The sequence below is a fragment of the Pseudomonas proteolytica genome, from assembly GCF_007858275.1.
In the GTDB taxonomy this organism is placed as follows: Bacteria; Pseudomonadota; Gammaproteobacteria; order Pseudomonadales; family Pseudomonadaceae; genus Aquipseudomonas; species Aquipseudomonas proteolytica.
In genome coordinates this window covers 25,729-41,632 of the sequence record NZ_VFEV01000040.1, presented here as the reverse complement: position 1 = coordinate 41,632, position 15,904 = coordinate 25,729, and the positions used below count along the sequence as shown (strand labels likewise).

Here is a 15,904-nt window from a genome sequence, read left to right as displayed (position 1 = left end):
GGGCTGTTTCATTCTGGAGTCTGACCCGTGGCTGAACTGACAATTGAAGTGACGCCGGCGATCATTGCGGACTTCCGAGCGTTCTACGAAGAATTCACAGACAGTGCCGTCTGGTCTGATACCAAGATCACCAAGGCGCTGTACATCGCACGCGGCGAGTTTGGCGGCTGTGGCTGTGCTGGTTGGGGGGATTACAAGCCCTACTCATTCCTCCAGCGCGGCTGGTTCGCCCTCGCGGCGCATTACCTGACATGGAACAAGCTGGCGACTGATGCCACAACTGCAGACGGTAGCGCCTCGACACCCTACGCGCAGTCCAGCAAGAGCGTACGCGACGAGTCGGTGTCCTACGCCATTCCCGGCGCGAACGCCTCGCTGACGACCTGGGAGGCGGCCCTAGCCCTAACCCCGTACGGTGTCGAATACCTGCACCTGCGCTCACGGGCTGGAATGGGAGCGATCTGCGTATGATCGAGCCAACCATAGGCCTGATAGGTAAGCAGCAGGTTGAAGAGGCGCTGAAGCAGCTCGCCAAGCGACTTGAAGGACAGACCCGCGTATTGGTTGGGGTGCCAGAAGGTGCCGGCTCATACGAAGACGGATTGACCATCGCCACCATCGCCGCGGTGAACAACTTCGGCTCTGCAGATGGGCATATCCCGGCTCGACCGTTCCTTGAGCCTGCAATCACGAAGGGCGCGCCGCAGTACCAGCGACTCGCCGAGATAATGATTCCAAAGGTGCTTTCGGGCTCTATGGCCATGACGACCCTACTTGAACAGATGGGGAACCTGGCCGAAGGGCATGTAAAGCAAGAAATCACCGATCTGGATACTCCGCCAAACGCGCAGTCCACCATCGACAGAAAGGGCTCAAGCAGCCCACTGATTGATACGGGGGCTCTTCGTCAATCCATCCGCTACGTCATCGACGAGAGCACGGAACCATTCGAAGAGGGTTTGTGATGGGCCTGAACATGCGCGGCCACGTCAGCGGGCCATTCATTACCCACAAGGGCGTGGTGCTAAACCGCTACTCCAGCGAGATCGTGGACTTTGAGCCCGTCCTGGCCATCACCTACACCGACGCCTTCGACGCAAACGTGCAGCCGGTCAGCGACAAGGAGATCGAATTCCTGCAAATCGGCGCCGAACGCATCAACGATGTTCGGGTGATTCACCGCAACGACGGCAAGGGAATCGAGGTTTCGACCCAAGGCAAGCTGGCCGACATCCTGGTGTTCGCCGAGACGCCAGACAAGCCCGCCACCTGGTGGAAGTCCATTGCGACCGACTACCGGCCCTGGCACAACTTCTGCCGCGCCGTGGTGGCCAAGCTTGACCCTGCCGAGATAGCCAGCCTGGAGGCGCACACTGATGCTTGACTCCAAAGCTCTATCGAAGGCTGTTTGCCGGATTGTCGTGGCTGTTACAGGGCTGCCGGCGGACAAGGTGATCCTTGCGGACAACAACACGGCGGCGCCATCTGGCAGCTACTGCGCCGTGCGCCTGCAGAACCCAGAGCAATGGGGCCAGGCGCTCAACTCGCAAACAAACGTGCCGGCCGTGGATGACCCTCAGTACGAGGACATCATCGCCAAGGTGGCTACCCAGTTCACGCTGGGCTTCAGCATCAACTTCTACCGGTCCGGCGCCGTAATGTATGCCGCCGCCCTGTGTGAGGCGAATAAGCGCGAGCCGGTGAAAACCATTCTGCGCGCTGCAAAGCTTGGCTGGTCCCGTGTGTCACCAATCAACAACCTGACCGGCCTATATCAGGCCGCCATGGAAGAGCGATCCCAGCTCACCCTCTACCTGTATGGCGAATCCATCGCAGAAGACCGCGTTCAGCGGATCTATCGCGCGGGCTTCTCCGTGCAAACCGAACAATCTGGCGCTGTCGCGCAAGGGGAAGTAAATGGCTTATCCGGCTGAAGAAATCATCAACATCAACGTCCTGATCAACTCGGCCGGGCTGGGGACTTCCAACTTCGGCGCGGGCATGGTGTTTGCTGACTTCGATTCATCGAGTGATGCAGCGTTCCTTGGCGGCACCTACCGGGACTACGGCACAGCGGCTCAGGTGGCGGAGGATTTCAACATTGCCTCCGACCCATACGCTGCCGCGCTTGCTTGGTTCTCTGCTATTCCCAAGCCGAAGACACTGCGAATCTACCTGCGCATCGAGGAAGACACCCCTGTCGAGTCGCTGAATGACGCGATCAGCAAGGGCATCTGGTTCTACTGGTACGAGTTCGAAACCTCTATTCGTGCCGTGGATGCTGATGTTTTGGCCCTGGCTGCTGCTGGCGATGCCGCGAGCAAGTTCTTTGCTTTTACCACCAACCAGGCAACGGTTCGCGACCCGTCTGTAACTACCGACATTGTTAGCAAGGCATTTGTCCAGGGCTCTCGCCGCATGTTCATTGTGAGCCACGCAACCGAGCCATACGCCGGCTTCGAGCTGGCGGCCGTGTTCAGCCGCGTAAATTTCAATGCGGCCAACTCGACCATCACCGGTGAATTCAAAAAGCTCCCGGGCATCGACGCCGAAAGCCTGACGCCTACCGCCTACAGCACCATGAAGTCGAAGGGCGCGATCTTCTACACGGTTGTCGAGACCGGTGGCGAGAAGGACATGGGGCGAATCATCAACTCCAAGACCACTTCCACCTTCGGCGAGTACATCGACGATGTGTTCAACCTGGATGCATTCGTAAACTTTGAGCGCGTGGCGCTGTACAACGCCCTCACCAAGGTTCCGACGAAGCTCCGGCAGACCCCGCCAGGCCAGCAAGTGCTTATCAACGCAGGCTCTCAGGTCGGTGAGGTATTCATCGACAACGGCTATCTGGGCGAACGGATCTTCACCGATGACGAAACCGGTGAAGAAAAAATCAGCCGTGGCTACGAGATGCTCACCAAGGCGGAAGAAATTCTTCGGATTCCTGATTCTGAGCGCGCCAATCGTGAATCCGCACCAATCCGCATGCGCATCTTCCGCGCTGGCGCCATCCATGCTGTCGACCTGACCGCCAACGTTGAATAAGGAGCTCTGACCCATGTCTGTAGCTGATCTTTCCGTAGAAAACACAATCATGGTCATCACTGGCGTCGGCGTGCTGGATGACTGGGGCCGCACTGATCCGCCATTCACAGTTGAGGTGATCGACGATCAGGCGAACTTGAGTCGAGGCCTGGGCGGCAACGCTGTGCGGTTCCATCGTAAAAACCCTGGACTTCGCGTGACCGCCAACCTTATGCCAGGTAGTCCTCAGGCCCTGGCCATGCAGGCGCTTATCTTGGCTCGAACCGAGATGTCAGGCTCCTATGCCTCAATTGCAGGCTTGGAGGGAGCGGTTTTCTCCGAGGGCGTGATTACCCGCGGCAAGTCGATGGCCCGCGGCGGCCCAGGTATGAATGACGCCACCTTCGTCATGGAATTCAACAAGGGCGTGATTGTATGAGTCAGGCTGAATCCTATATCCGGACCATTGAGCATGACGGGGTAACCTACCGTTTTGGCATGCCCAGTGCCGAGAAGCAGCGGGCCGTGCTGTTCCGCCTCGGAAAATACGGTGTTGAGCCAATGATAAAAGGCTTGGCGCTGGCCGAGATCGGTAGCGCGTCATCCTTCATCGTGGCAGGCGGAATCGTCGGCTCCATGCTTTCACGCATGCCCGAGGACGACTTCAACTTCGTCTGCGACTCGATGCTGGGCAAGCTTTTCAAGGAAGGCAGCTCTACTCCGCTAACCATGGAAGATTTCTCCGGCCGCTTGAAGACTTACTTCACCATCGTGGTTCTGGCCCTCGGGAATGCCTTCGAGGATTTTTCCGGGCTCCTGACCCCCTTCCAGAAATCTACCGCTTCAGCCGAGGCGCCGGATTCGAGTCAGGAGAGCGCCTAAACCCGGCTGTCGATTGGGAGCTGTGGCGCCCGTGCGTTGGTATACCTGGGCTTTGCCCGCCGCTGTGCACCTATAGCCAGCTCACAGATGGCACCCATTCGCTTGGATGGGTTAAGCGGGCCAACCTGGTCATGGATGAAATGATCTACGCACGCCATCTGGCCGAAGCCAATCGACCGAAATAGCCTCGCAAATGCGGGGTTTTTGCTTTTCAGGGAGCTTGCACTTGAAAGTATTAGAGAGCTTCTTGATCGCCCTTGGCATGAAGGTTGACGAAAAGTCATTCCAGAAGGCTGACGCGGCGTTTGGTGGACTGACCAAGTCAGCCCTTCAGCTTGGCGCAGTGTTCGCCGGTAAGCTGGCAATCGACAAGGTGGTGGGCGACTTCAAGCAGGCCGGTACCGAGCTGAACAACTTCAACAAGCTGACCGGGTTGAGCACCCAAAACGTGCAATCTCTCGGCCAGGCATTGAAGGCCCAGGGCGGCAGCGCCTCTGATGCCTTTTCTGCAATGAAGAAGATTCAAGACCTGATGGCATCGCCGATCACCGGTGATACAGGATGGTTTGGCGACGTGGCCAAGCTCGGGCTTAACCCTGACGTGATCATCGGCGCACAGAACACAGCGGACGCCCTGGCGGGTATTGCAGGCGAGTTCGAGCACATGAGCTCGCTCAACCAGCGACTGGCAGGCCAGGCCCTGGGGCTGGACGACTCTACCGTTCGCCTGCTGATGCGCGGCCGGGATGAGGTGGAGAAGCAGCTGGACTCGCGCGGCAAGCTCGCCCTTATGACGCAGAAGCAGATCGAGGACGCAGCCAGGCTCACACACGCCACCAGCGAGCTTGACCAGGTATTCACCGACATGGGCAACACCATCGCCGGCGAGCTTACCCCGGCTTTGGCGGAAATGGCCGAGGACTTCGTGGCCTTCTACCGCGACAACAAGGATTTGATCGATTCTGGCCTGAAAGAGTTCTTCGGTGGCCTGGCCGACAATATCGAGCTGGTTTCTGCTGCGCTGATCCTCATGGGTGGCGCCGGCGCCCTGAAAGGCCTGGCCGCCCTACGTGCTATGGTTGGCCTTGGAGCAGCAGGTGCAGGTGCTGCGGGTGGCGCTGCAGCAGCCGGCGCGGGAGCATCTATGCTCGGCGTGGCAGCCGGCGGCGCGGCCGCTCTTATTTACTCCAGCAGTCTGAACAGTGGCGAAGACACGGAACTACTCAACAACCGCCTGAAGAAGGGCGGTGGAGAGGCGGTTGGCGCGGTCGTGGATTACTTCATGGCGAAAGGGTGGACCCAGGACCAGGCCGAGGGGATTGCCGCCAACATCGAGGCAGAAAGCGCCTTCAAGGCAAATGCCTCTGGTGATGGCGGTCAAGCTTACGGCCTGGCTCAGTGGCACCCAGACCGACAGGCTGAGTTCGCCAAGCAGTACGGCAAGGACATTCGCAATTCTACTGGCGCCGAGCAGCTTGAGTTCATCAATCACGAACTCACCCGTGGCAACGAGAAGTCGGCAGGCACCAAGCTGCGCGCCGCGACCAGCGCATACGATGCCGCCTCGATCGTTTCTCGCGAGTACGAGCGGCCTGCAGATGCTGCAGGCGAGGCATCTAGGCGCGGAGCAAGCGCGGCGGGCTACACCGACAACCGCGTGTACCACATCAATGGCGCAGACATCGGAAAGGTTCGCCAGATCCTCAATGAGTCCATGTCGCAGATGACCGAGCAGACCATGCAAGACTTCAAGAGCCCCGAAAAATGAGCCTGATGAGCATCTTTGCAAAGACACTTCCGAAAATTGGAACATTGGAGTTTGACGCCAAGCTAGAAGGGTCTACGGATAAGGCGGTCTACCTGACGCAATATCCGGTCGAGTTTGGCGCCCCTGCTAATGACCATGCCATTCTTCTTCCGGATCATTACCTTCTTGTCGGAGCGGTATCCAACTCACCGCTGGGGCTTGGCCTGAATGATATCGGGATGATGGGCGCGGGTGCGCTCGCAACGGCAGTGGGCGGCATTGGTGGCGCGGCGATTAGCGCGGTCTCTGCCTACCTTCTTTCCGGATCAGAAGAAACAAAGGCTCGCACTGCCTGGGCGGCCTTGTGCGCCATCCGCGATTCAAGGTCGCGCCTTGAGCTGGATACGGGCCTTGAGATCATGAAGGACATGGTGCTGATTCGCCTGAGCCAGCGCACCAGGCCCGAGGATGAAGACGGCCTGATCTTCATTGCCGAGCTTCAGCAGCTGCGTACAGGTAGCAGCACTGTCGGTCAAGGCGTTCAATCGGCTGACCAGCTTTTGCCAGACGTGGCCGCGCAAGCAGCCCCTATGGTCAGGACGGGTGAAGCCGCCCTAGAGGTGATTGCATGACCCGCTATTCCGTAGCAGTTCAACCACTTCCAGCTCAGACCTTCAGCGCAAGATTTGGCAAGACCGCACTGGTCATCGAGCTGCAATGGATGGCCAGGCTTGAGGTGTTCCGCGTGAACATTCTGAACGCCCTGGGAGTGCCGCTGACCTCTGGCAGATTCTTGTTGCCTGGCGTCGACCTGCTCGCCAACCTCTACCCTCCGCCACAAGTTAGCTATGGCTCCCTGACGATAGAGGGGGATCAGCCGAGCCCGGACAATCTGGGCCTAACCAACACACTGGTATGGTCCGATGAGTGATGAATATTATTTGCGTCGATACCGCCTGAAGGTCGGGCGCGGTACGGGTACCAAAATCTTCGAGCTGGTTCCTAGCGGCACCCCTGGGACAAAAAAGGGTGAGTTGGCGCTGATCATTGATGGCCTGCGGATAACTTTTCAGGTAACCCACTTCGCAGGCAACGCCTTCAGCATCGCTGAAATCACGATCTACAACGTGACTCGCGGCAGCACGAACCAGATGCTGGGTGACGGCTCCGAGAAGCGCTATGAGTTCATCTCACTTGAAGCTGGCTATGACAAGGCATTCGGCTCTGTCTTCGCCGGCCAGATCGTCAACGTGCAGCGGGTGCTTGAGGATGGTGGAGCCACTCAGGGCGTGCGTTTCTTCTGTCAGTCGCTGGCCCAGCGCAAAGATCAAGTGCTGATCAATCTGACGCTATCGCCAGAGACGGCCCCGGTCCAGATCATCGAGGAATGCGCAGCGCCCTTCGGGGCTGAGATCCGCTTCTATGGCGACTTCTCTGACCTGCCAAGGCGATCACGCGGTTCTGTCCTTCAGGGGAGTCCGACCGCCTGCCTAAACGAGCTTTCAGCCACCTACGGCTTCAGGTGGATGGTTGAAAACGACGCGATAAAGATAATCAGGAACGGGTTCGCAATGCCTTTCAGTGGATTGGTAATCACGTCAGGCAGCGGCATGATCGGATCACCAGTGGTGAGCGACACCGAGGTAGGCATTCGCTACCTCCTCAACCCCAAGCTCAAGCTTGGTGACACTATCAAGCTTGAATCAATGGCGCCGCGCTTCGAGTTCTCCGGGGCATTCTTCTACGACGTGCCGCGCACGATCGGCGAGGGCTACTACAAGGTCAACTCATTGGTGTTCGCGGGCGACTCCCACGGCGACCAGTGGGAAAGTCAGATCAGCTGTCTACGCCTCAGCGCGGCGGCCCAGGCCGGAATTTCAGAAAGGGCAACCCGATGAGTGATCCGCTCTCTTCAAGAACGCAAGCTGATTACTCCAAGATGCTGCGCGGGATATTCGGCGAGTACCTGAAAGACAACATGCGCACCAGCGTTCCTGGTCATGTCCTGAGTTTCGATCCTGAAACTCAGATGGCAGAGGTTCAAATCGGCCTGATGCTGGAAGACCGTCTGGGAACGCAACAGCCCCGCCGGCCAATCATCCACGTCCCCGTTCAGTTCTGGGGTGCTTCCGGCGGTACGCTGGAATGCCGGGTGGACAACGGCACTGAGGGCGTTCTGTTCTTCTCGCAAGAGTGCATCGACTCATGGGTCGACCAGGGTGGTGTAGCGGTCAAGTCAGAGCCTCGGCGCTTCTCGATCAACGATGCCTACTTCATCCCGGGAGTTCGATCAATCCCCGGAGCGATCAGTGACTTCTCAAATGATGGCATACGCCTGCGCAGCAACGATGGATCAGCTTATTTCTGGATCCACGACAACAAGGCTCTGGAGATTGGCGGCGTTTCGCTCAACGTGAAGTGTCCAGCCAACTTTGAACAGGCCGTCACCACTGCGACCACGATCCATAACCAGGGTGTGAACATCGGCAGAACGCACACCCATAACGGTGTTCAGTCAGGAAGCGGGAACTCTGGAGTAGTGAACCCATGACGGTACGAAAACTGGACGCCGCCGGCGACCTTGCGCTGGGCCCGCAGGAATTCCTTACAGGCTACACCGCCGAGGAAGTCGCGCAGAACGTGGTTACCCGACTCAAGTTCTTCCTGGGTGAATGGTTTCTTGATACCACTGACGGCACTGACTGGTTCGGCAGCGTGCTGGGCAAGGGGTCCGTTCTGGCGTCTCGCGAGTCAGTGATTCGTCGTCGCATCCTATTAACACCTGGTTGTGCGGGAATGACGGCCTTCAGCCTCACCACGGACATTGCCACGCGCGAGCTCAACGTCACCGCGTCAATCGTCAGCACTTCAGGCGATAACGCAGAAATCAATTTTGTTCAGGCGATCGTCTAATGGCTCAAATAACAGATCAAGGAATCACCGGACGCTCGCTGAATGAGTACCTGGGCGATCTTAAGGAAAAGACGCTTGCGATCGATCCAGAATGGAATATCGATGCGGATAGTCCGGACGGGCAGCGCATCGGGATCGAAGCCGAGATGCTGGCCAACCTGGATGAGGCCGTAGTCGCCGCCTATCGCAGCAAAGATCCTGACAGCGCAACAGGAGAGGCGTTGCGTGATATCGGCAAGATATCAGGGGTTCCCATTCGGGATGCAACGTACTCGATTGCGCCCGTCACTCTTTCAGGTCAATCAGGGTCGGCAATCCCTGCTGGCTCTCAGATCAGGAGCCGTATCGATAACACGCTATGGCTTACCACGGCATCTATCGTCATTGGCATTAGTCAGACAGGAACCGGTTTTGCTACCTGCTCTACCCCTGGCCGGATTTTGGCCTCGCCTGGCGAGCTGACCATCATTGGAACGCCTATTGGTGGATGGTCATCCGTCACCAACGGAGAGGCGGCGCCTGGAGAGAACGCAGAGAGCGATGAAGACTTTCGAATCCGTCGAACCAACGCAGTTTCCAGGGCCGGCAGCAACATGCGGGACAACATGGAGGCCAACATCGCTAGCGTCACTGGCGTCACTGACGTAAAGGTCCTGGAGAACAGCAGCGACTCTCCTTTCGACATTGACGGAGTTCCCTATACCGGGATTGCCGTGATTGTTAACGGCGGCTCAGACGCCGACATCGGTCTGGCAATGTACCAGAAGCACAATCCGGGCACGCCAATGCTCCCGCGCTACAGTGCCAAGACCGACACCTGGATTGATGCCCCTGGAGCGAATGGAGTCAAGGTAGACGTTGTATCTCCAGTGACCGGCAATAAAGCTGTAATGACCTTTCAGCGAGTTACAGGGTTGCCGATCTTCGTGGCGTTGTCCGTTCAGAAGGAAGGCGACCTGCCAAGCGATATAGAAGACCAGATAAAGGCCGCAATTGTCGCAGACTCAACGCGAAGCCTTTTCAACGGCGAAACCACCACCGGCTTCAACAAGGGCGGTTACGACATAGGGGAGAAGGTAGTTCCTGGGCGCCTGTACACGCCAGTGAACAAGATTCTCGGAAAGTACGGCGATAGCTACGTCACCTCATTGACTATTGGCCTAAGCGCCGGCGCCCAGGGTCTTACGCCGATTCAGCCGACAATCGCGCAGATCGCCACTTTTGATGCCGACAATATCGCGGTTACGGTGATCCCATGAGAATGAATCATGTTGAAAAGGCCGAGTCGAGGATCATCAACGAGTATCGCGATAAGAGCCGAATGGTTCGGTGGCTGACAATCACTCCAGAGATCGCAAATCAACACCTCGAAGCACCATTGGATGTGATCTACGGCAGCTATGACGTGGATACGGTCTCGGGCGAAATGCTTGACGTGATAGGGAGAATTGTTGGGGTTGACCGTCCGATTCTGCGGGGGGCCGAGTTTGATGTTTTCGGGTATGCCGGCAATGACAGTTATACCAATTACAACATCGCCCCCTATATCGGCGATGGGGAAGCCTTTGATGCCCCGCTGAATAACGATCTCTACCGAAAGCTGATAAAGGCAAAGATTGCCAGAAACATAAGCGACGGAACCGCTGACAGCATTATCCAGCTGCTGGAAATCATCATCGATACAAAGGTAACTGCCCTGGTAGATAACGGCGATAAGTCGTTCGATATTGGCGTAGCAACCCAGCTTGATAACACCACGCTCTACCTCATCCAAAATTTCGATCTGGTCCCGAGGCCGCAGGGCACAAGAATCGGCCAGGTGTTCGTTCTTCCAGTAAACATCACCGAAATTGAGCATGCGTCAGGGCGCATCTACGAGTACGGAAACTTTACTCTTCCCGGAGATTTAGCCTAATGCCAAGACAGCCTTTCAATACGCGCTGGGCGCAAGGTGTTGAGTCAGAAGACAACCTGAACACCTTCAAAGACCCTGGGTCAGTACGCATCAGCACTGGCTGGGAGGGCGGACAAGACAAGGATGCCCCACCTGCAGGGCACGAAAACTATTGGCACAACCGCGTTGACTCTGCTTTGCAGGGCTTGGAGCGGATGGGCGTCATGCCGTTCCACCCTCAGGCGGTTTATTCCGCTGGTGCACCAACTTATGCATCAGATGGCAACTATTACGAAAGCATTGCCTCGGGGAATACCGGGAATGACCCTGTAAGCACTTCCGGGTTCTGGAGGTTTGTCGGCTCATCGTTCTTTTCAGGGGCGGACCCAGGCGACCTAAAAACGGTGGCTCACAACAATCCACCGTCAGCTGGGTGGCTGAAGTGCAACGGAGCCGTAGTACTTCGTGCTTCTTACCCGCGTCTTTTTGATCAAATCGGGACAACCTGGAACACCGGCGGTGAGAGCTCCCTACAGTTTCGACTTCCTGATTTTCGCGGGGAGTTTCTTCGCGTCTTTGACGATGGAAAAGGAGTTGACCCATCCAGGGTTTTTGGATCATTCCAGAGTTTCGAGGTTCAGGCTCACTCACATGGCAACGTGCCATTGAGAGTGAATGACATCGACAGGGGGATGGGCAATGCAAGCCTTTTCTCCATAGATGACATTGGCTTGACCGGAACCACTGGTGGATCTGAAACGCGCCCAAGAAACAAAACCGTGAACTGCTGGATTAGATACTGATGGCTACTCAACCAAGAGATTCACAAAAGATCGTCTACCAGACCGACTCCGACCAATTCTATGTCGGCGAAACAGTGGCAGACCCAGACCCTCAAAACCCGGGCCACTGGCTTCTGCCGGCCGGCTGCGTAGAAATGAAACCACCACCTTTTACCGGTAGCAATCGCCCTCAATGGGCCGGCTACAAGTGGAAGATAACCAGTATGTAGGTGAAGCATGGAACGTAAGCGCAAGCGCCACTTCAGCGACAAGATGGAAAAGTTCTGTCTTGCCTATGTCGAGACGGCCAACGCCGCTGAGTCCTATCGAATCGCCTACAACACCGAAAATATGGCAACCGCCACCATCGGCCGGGAAGGCTACAACACCCTGCAGAAGCCCCAGGTTCAAGCCAGGCTCGAAGAATTAAGGAAGAAGGTCATGGAGCGTCACGAAATAACCGTGGACACGCTCCTTGCTGAGCTGGAAGAGGCGCGCAAGGCAGCGCTCGACGCTGAAACACCGCAAACCTCTGCGGCGGTATCGGCCACCATGGGCAAGGCAAAGCTGTTGGGCCTGGACAAGAAGATCGTTGAAATCACCGGAAAGAATGGCGGCGACATCAAGACCACTTCCACGGTCACGGTGTCTGAAAAGGTCATGAACTCAATTATTGACCGCCTATGAGTGACCTGCTCGATTGGGATTCAATGAGCAGCGAAGAAAAGCAAGCAGCAAAGTTAGTAAGCGAACACTCGCCGCTTGCCTTCATGCGCGTCTGGTTTCAACTCAACCAAGGAATGAAGTTTCTCTGTAACTGGCACCACCGCTACATGGACCACACGGCCCGCCAGGTCTTGTCTGGTCAACTCAAGAACGTCGTTTTCAACATGCCCCCTGGCGGCACCAAGACTGAATACTGGTCTATCCACCTGCCGGCCTACGTGATGACCAAGTTCGAGCGTACGCGAAACCTCAGTGTTTCCTACTCGAAGTCACTGGTCGAAGAGAACTCAAACCGCATCAAGTCGATCATAACCAGCTCTGAATATCAGGATTTGTGGCCCTGCGACCTCGGCAAGGCCGATGTGGCCAACTGGATCATCACCGACCAGGACGGCCGCAACAAACACCAGATATTCAGCCGCTCCACTGGGGGCCAGATCACCGGTGTTCGTGGCGGTTACATATCCCAGGGCTTTACAGGGTTCGTCAACTTGGACGACCCAGAGAAGGCCGACAGTGCGTTCAGCGCGACTATGCGCGCCAAGGCCCAGCGCATTGTCACCAATACCCTGCGCAGTCGAAGGGCCTCACCAGATACCCCTGTCATCTGCACCCAGCAACGCCTGCACACGGACGATGTGTCTGGATTCCTGCTCAAGGGAGGCATGGGTCTGGACTTCGCGCACATCAAGGTTCCGGCACTGGTAACGCGGGATTACATCGCGAGCTTGCCTGCGGAGATCCGTGAACACGCCGAGCGTGACGTTTTCGGAGGTCCGTCCATCGTCCGTGGCGGCGTTGAGTACTGGTCCTACTGGCCTGCCAAGGAGTCCGTTACTGACCTCATGGCGCTGTGGGATCGCGACCCATACACCATGGTCAGCCAATACCAGCAAGAGCCCGTGGCGCTGACTGGCGGCATGATCGATGCCGACTGGTTCAAGACCTACGAGCAGTTACCGTTTCTGGTTTGGCGTGGGGTGTACGTCGATACCGCACAGAAAACCGGTGAGCAGCACGACTTCTCGGTTTTCAACCACTGCGGACTGGGCGTCGACGGAAACCTATACCTGATCGATGTTCATCGCGGTAAATGGGACGCCGGCGATCTTGAGGCTGAAGCGTTGCGCGTGTGGCAAAAGTGGAAGGACTGGGACCAATTCCGTCCGGCCGCACTTCGGTATATGCGCGTCGAAGACAAGTCGTCTGGCACCGGCCTGATCCAAACCATCAGCAAGAAGGGGTCCATTCCAATCGAGCCTCAGCCTCGCGGCCCTGCTGCGAACAAGGTGACGCGCTGTATGGATGCGGTTCCGTGGCTCAAGTCGGGCCGGGTATTCGTTCCGGCAATCTATGACGATCAGGGCCGCAAGATCGAACACGTCAAGGATCATCGCGGCGAGATTATTGCCTATACGGACTGGGTAACGCCGTTTCTCACAGAGGCATCCGCCTTCACCGCGGACGACACTCACGACCACGACGACCAAGTAGACACCCTGTTCGACGCGGTCGCAGACATGCTCATCAGCAACAACGGCGACTTCTTCTCCGGCAACTGGCTTTAACCCAACTCCCTAACAAACCCCGACTTTCGTTGGCCGACCCCGGCTGCGCTCATTAAACACGCCCCAAGGAAATGACATGACTGACCAGGCTCAGCGTCTTGAGATCGCCACAGTTCGCGCGGAGATCGGCAGCAACATCACCTACCGATTCAATAATGACGCAATTGATGCAGGCGGAATCCCAACCGAATCGGGTGATATCAAAAACCTGAAGCTGATTATCAAGGAGATTGAAGATAAGGCCAGCGTATCCACCTCGATCTATACGTCTGTCGCGGCAGGCCTGGCTGCTACATCTGAGGGCGGCATGTTTCTTGTGCAGTCCGATGAAGACGATGAGGTCTACGTCGTATGGAGAAAGGTCGGTGGTGTCGCGGTGGACACCGGTAAGCGCGCTCTCTCGTCTCAGGCGGCAGAAGATGCTGTTAACGCGGCCCAGGACAGCGCAGACGCAGCAGAAGCATCTGCCCTGGCTGCCCATGAATCTGCGATCAATAGTGCGCGCGCAGTCGACAGCATTGCTGCTCTTAAGGCGCTGGACTCCTCAAACATCCAGCGAGCTACTGTGATTGGCTATTACGCCAAGGGCGATGGAGGCGGCGGTGTCTATTACGCAGACCTGACTGATACCACTACGGCCGACAACGGCGGCACAGTGATCGTGGCCGCCGATGGAGCCCGCTGGAAGTTGGCGACTACCGATGTGGTCGATATCCGGCAGTTTGGCGCCAGAAATGGATCGGCCACTTCTTCCAGCCCTCAAGCCCAAAAGGCATTCGACGACGGCGGGACCAAGAGCGCCGCCGATGGCGTGTACCTGCTGGGCTCTACCGTCTCGTATGACCATTCAGCGGTGGACTTTCCGCACACTGGTGAGCCATCTAAGCGCCTGACATTCCTCGGAAACTCACTTGGCAACACGATATTTGAGGTTGCCGCAGGCCTGCCAGTAGGCTTCTTGCTTAAGGGCGGCATCCTTACCAGAAGCCAGGGCGGATGGGGGTATAGCCGGTTTGGGCGGATGACGATCGTTGGCAAGGATCGTTCTATGGTGCCGGCCAACCGTACCGGGGTTGGCGTACACCATAGAACGATTGGGTATGACCACATTTCCGATCTGTCCGTGCAGCACATGGATACAGGGATTCTGATTCAGGGATGCCTGAGCAACGAGTACACGAACATTTATCTGCGCGAAAACAACATCGGGATGGTTGTTAGTCGTTTTGCAGGAGAAACACTTCCTAATGCAATGAATTTCAGCAAGGTCGTCGCGACAGGTTGCTCAACCACGGCGATTTACTTCGACTTGATGGGGGCCGGTAATTCTTGGCGCGATGGCAGCATTGAGGGTAATGGTACGCCTGGCGCCCTAAATTCGTTCGGCTTCAAGGCCAACCTCCTCGGTGACAATGGCCTTGCCTGCCTTGAGATGGACAACGTTTACTTTGAGAGTAATGCAGGAGTCGCTGACCTTGACCTAGATAACGTTGGCTCCAAACCCGTAGTTGTTGTCCTCAAAAAATGTAATTTCCATCGCTTGTCCAATAGCAACTTCACCACTTGTAACATCCGACTCAGATCAAGTGGGGGCGGAAAACTCACACTCATACTGGAGGGCTGTGGTTTTTTGAGTGGCGGGGATTACGCCCCATCTCAATCACGACCATTCATTGATGAAGGCGCGGACTGTCATGTGATCGGCTGGGATACCTGCACGACAAGTGAAGTCGTTTCAATTGGCTCCGCCTTTAACTCTGCGAGCAGCGCGAGGATCAGTGGATCGGCTACGGGCGGCGGCACCATCCTAAACGCCCCCTTCAACACATTCCTCACCAGAATCAATCCTGGGGAATATAAAATGTCGACGCCTGGCGGCTACGGAAGCACGAAGGAGGGCTATGTGCCCTCGGTTATTCCCATCGGCCTGGTCGCAGATGTTCGTCTTGCCTATATCACCAGGAACAGCGCCAATGAGTTCCAGTTTGCGTTCCGGGGTCCTTCGAGCACGCCATATCAAGACAGTGACTTCACGTTCACGGTGGATAGGTCCAAATAGGCCTTGAGACGCGATGCGCCGGCTTATGCCGGCGTCTTGTTTCTGGTGCAATCACCATGGTGATATCATCGACTCGCCTATGGATGGATGGTAACCTTCGGCAAAAATCGCCCCGCCAAAGCTATTTTCATTGATTGTTTTGGCGGTACCTGATTAGAGCTTCACTATAGAAGTCGATCAACAAACGTTCTTTAGCGCGATACGGAGTTTTGTATTTGAACAAGGAAATGTGAGTGGCGTGCAAGCAATGCACCGCCAATAAACAGAAGCGGCGCAACAGAATGATTAGTCGATTAGTTTTTATTT

At 56.6% G+C, this 15,904-nt stretch carries 19 protein-coding genes; all 19 read left to right on the top strand.

The genetic code is table 11. The annotated features are described in order from the left end of the window. The first annotated feature begins 27 nt into the window (after positions 1-27). The 19 genes from FIV38_RS24000 (at position 28) to FIV38_RS23910 (ending at position 15,598) form a co-directional block, all read left to right on the top strand. The gene (locus FIV38_RS24000) at positions 28-471 is read left to right on the top strand and encodes a DUF4054 domain-containing protein (protein WP_092238860.1); all 444 of its coding nucleotides are present in this window, start codon (positions 28-30) and stop codon (positions 469-471) included. Beyond that, complete coding sequence (locus FIV38_RS23995) at positions 468-965, top strand: hypothetical protein (RefSeq protein ID WP_092238863.1); 498 nt, start codon at positions 468-470, stop codon at positions 963-965. The genes FIV38_RS24000 and FIV38_RS23995 overlap by 4 nt, the downstream gene beginning before the upstream one ends. Next, positions 965-1,384, top strand: coding sequence for a hypothetical protein (locus tag FIV38_RS23990; protein WP_092238865.1), 420 nt, complete (start codon positions 965-967; stop codon positions 1,382-1,384). The genes FIV38_RS23995 and FIV38_RS23990 overlap by 1 nt, the downstream gene beginning before the upstream one ends. Beyond that, the gene (locus FIV38_RS23985) at positions 1,377-1,934 is read left to right on the top strand and encodes a phage neck terminator protein (protein WP_092238867.1); all 558 of its coding nucleotides are present in this window, start codon (positions 1,377-1,379) and stop codon (positions 1,932-1,934) included. The genes FIV38_RS23990 and FIV38_RS23985 overlap by 8 nt, the downstream gene beginning before the upstream one ends. After that, positions 1,918-3,048: a DUF3383 family protein gene (locus tag FIV38_RS23980; protein WP_092238869.1), complete on the top strand. Its 1,131-nt coding sequence runs from the start codon at positions 1,918-1,920 to the stop codon at positions 3,046-3,048. Before FIV38_RS23985 ends, FIV38_RS23980 begins: the two co-directional genes overlap by 17 nt. Positions 3,049-3,061: 13 nt before the next feature. After that, on the top strand, positions 3,062-3,466 hold the full coding sequence (locus FIV38_RS23975) for a hypothetical protein (protein WP_092238873.1): 405 nt from the start codon (positions 3,062-3,064) through the stop codon (positions 3,464-3,466). Further along, on the top strand, positions 3,463-3,909 hold the full coding sequence (locus FIV38_RS23970; protein ID WP_092238876.1) for a phage tail assembly chaperone: 447 nt from the start codon (positions 3,463-3,465) through the stop codon (positions 3,907-3,909). Before FIV38_RS23975 ends, FIV38_RS23970 begins: the two co-directional genes overlap by 4 nt. A 226-nt stretch (positions 3,910-4,135) precedes the next feature. Further along, a complete protein-coding gene (locus FIV38_RS30120; protein ID WP_139273595.1) occupies positions 4,136-5,677 on the top strand; it encodes a phage tail tip lysozyme in 1,542 nt (513 codons plus the stop codon). Next, a complete protein-coding gene (locus FIV38_RS23960; RefSeq protein ID WP_092238880.1) occupies positions 5,674-6,288 on the top strand; it encodes a phage baseplate protein in 615 nt (204 codons plus the stop codon). The genes FIV38_RS30120 and FIV38_RS23960 overlap by 4 nt, the downstream gene beginning before the upstream one ends. Continuing rightward, positions 6,285-6,587, top strand: coding sequence for a phage baseplate plug family protein (locus tag FIV38_RS23955; RefSeq protein ID WP_092238881.1), 303 nt, complete (start codon positions 6,285-6,287; stop codon positions 6,585-6,587). Before FIV38_RS23960 ends, FIV38_RS23955 begins: the two co-directional genes overlap by 4 nt. Next, positions 6,580-7,554, top strand: coding sequence for a baseplate hub protein (locus FIV38_RS23950; protein WP_092238883.1), 975 nt, complete (start codon positions 6,580-6,582; stop codon positions 7,552-7,554). Before FIV38_RS23955 ends, FIV38_RS23950 begins: the two co-directional genes overlap by 8 nt. Then, positions 7,551-8,207 carry a Gp138 family membrane-puncturing spike protein gene (locus tag FIV38_RS23945; protein WP_092238885.1) on the top strand — a complete coding sequence of 219 codons (657 nt, stop codon included), beginning with the start codon at positions 7,551-7,553 and terminating at the stop codon, positions 8,205-8,207. The genes FIV38_RS23950 and FIV38_RS23945 overlap by 4 nt, the downstream gene beginning before the upstream one ends. After that, a complete protein-coding gene (locus FIV38_RS23940) occupies positions 8,204-8,569 on the top strand; it encodes a contractile injection system sheath initiator (RefSeq protein WP_092238887.1) in 366 nt (121 codons plus the stop codon). The genes FIV38_RS23945 and FIV38_RS23940 overlap by 4 nt, the downstream gene beginning before the upstream one ends. Further along, complete coding sequence (locus FIV38_RS23935; protein ID WP_092238889.1) at positions 8,569-9,828, top strand: baseplate J/gp47 family protein; 1,260 nt, start codon at positions 8,569-8,571, stop codon at positions 9,826-9,828. Before FIV38_RS23940 ends, FIV38_RS23935 begins: the two co-directional genes overlap by 1 nt. Next, positions 9,825-10,484, top strand: coding sequence for a baseplate wedge 1 family protein (locus tag FIV38_RS23930; RefSeq protein WP_092238891.1), 660 nt, complete (start codon positions 9,825-9,827; stop codon positions 10,482-10,484). The genes FIV38_RS23935 and FIV38_RS23930 overlap by 4 nt, the downstream gene beginning before the upstream one ends. Further along, the gene (locus FIV38_RS23925; protein ID WP_092238893.1) at positions 10,484-11,266 is read left to right on the top strand and encodes a phage tail protein; all 783 of its coding nucleotides are present in this window, start codon (positions 10,484-10,486) and stop codon (positions 11,264-11,266) included. The genes FIV38_RS23930 and FIV38_RS23925 overlap by 1 nt, the downstream gene beginning before the upstream one ends. A 216-nt stretch (positions 11,267-11,482) precedes the next feature. Beyond that, on the top strand, positions 11,483-11,932 hold the full coding sequence (locus FIV38_RS23920; RefSeq protein ID WP_092238895.1) for a terminase small subunit: 450 nt from the start codon (positions 11,483-11,485) through the stop codon (positions 11,930-11,932). Further along, positions 11,929-13,539 carry a phage terminase large subunit gene (terL, locus tag FIV38_RS23915; RefSeq protein ID WP_092238897.1) on the top strand — a complete coding sequence of 537 codons (1,611 nt, stop codon included), beginning with the start codon at positions 11,929-11,931 and terminating at the stop codon, positions 13,537-13,539. The genes FIV38_RS23920 and terL overlap by 4 nt, the downstream gene beginning before the upstream one ends. Positions 13,540-13,615: 76 nt before the next feature. Continuing rightward, positions 13,616-15,598 carry a hypothetical protein gene (locus FIV38_RS23910; protein WP_092238899.1) on the top strand — a complete coding sequence of 661 codons (1,983 nt, stop codon included), beginning with the start codon at positions 13,616-13,618 and terminating at the stop codon, positions 15,596-15,598. Positions 15,599-15,904 lie beyond the last annotated feature (306 nt).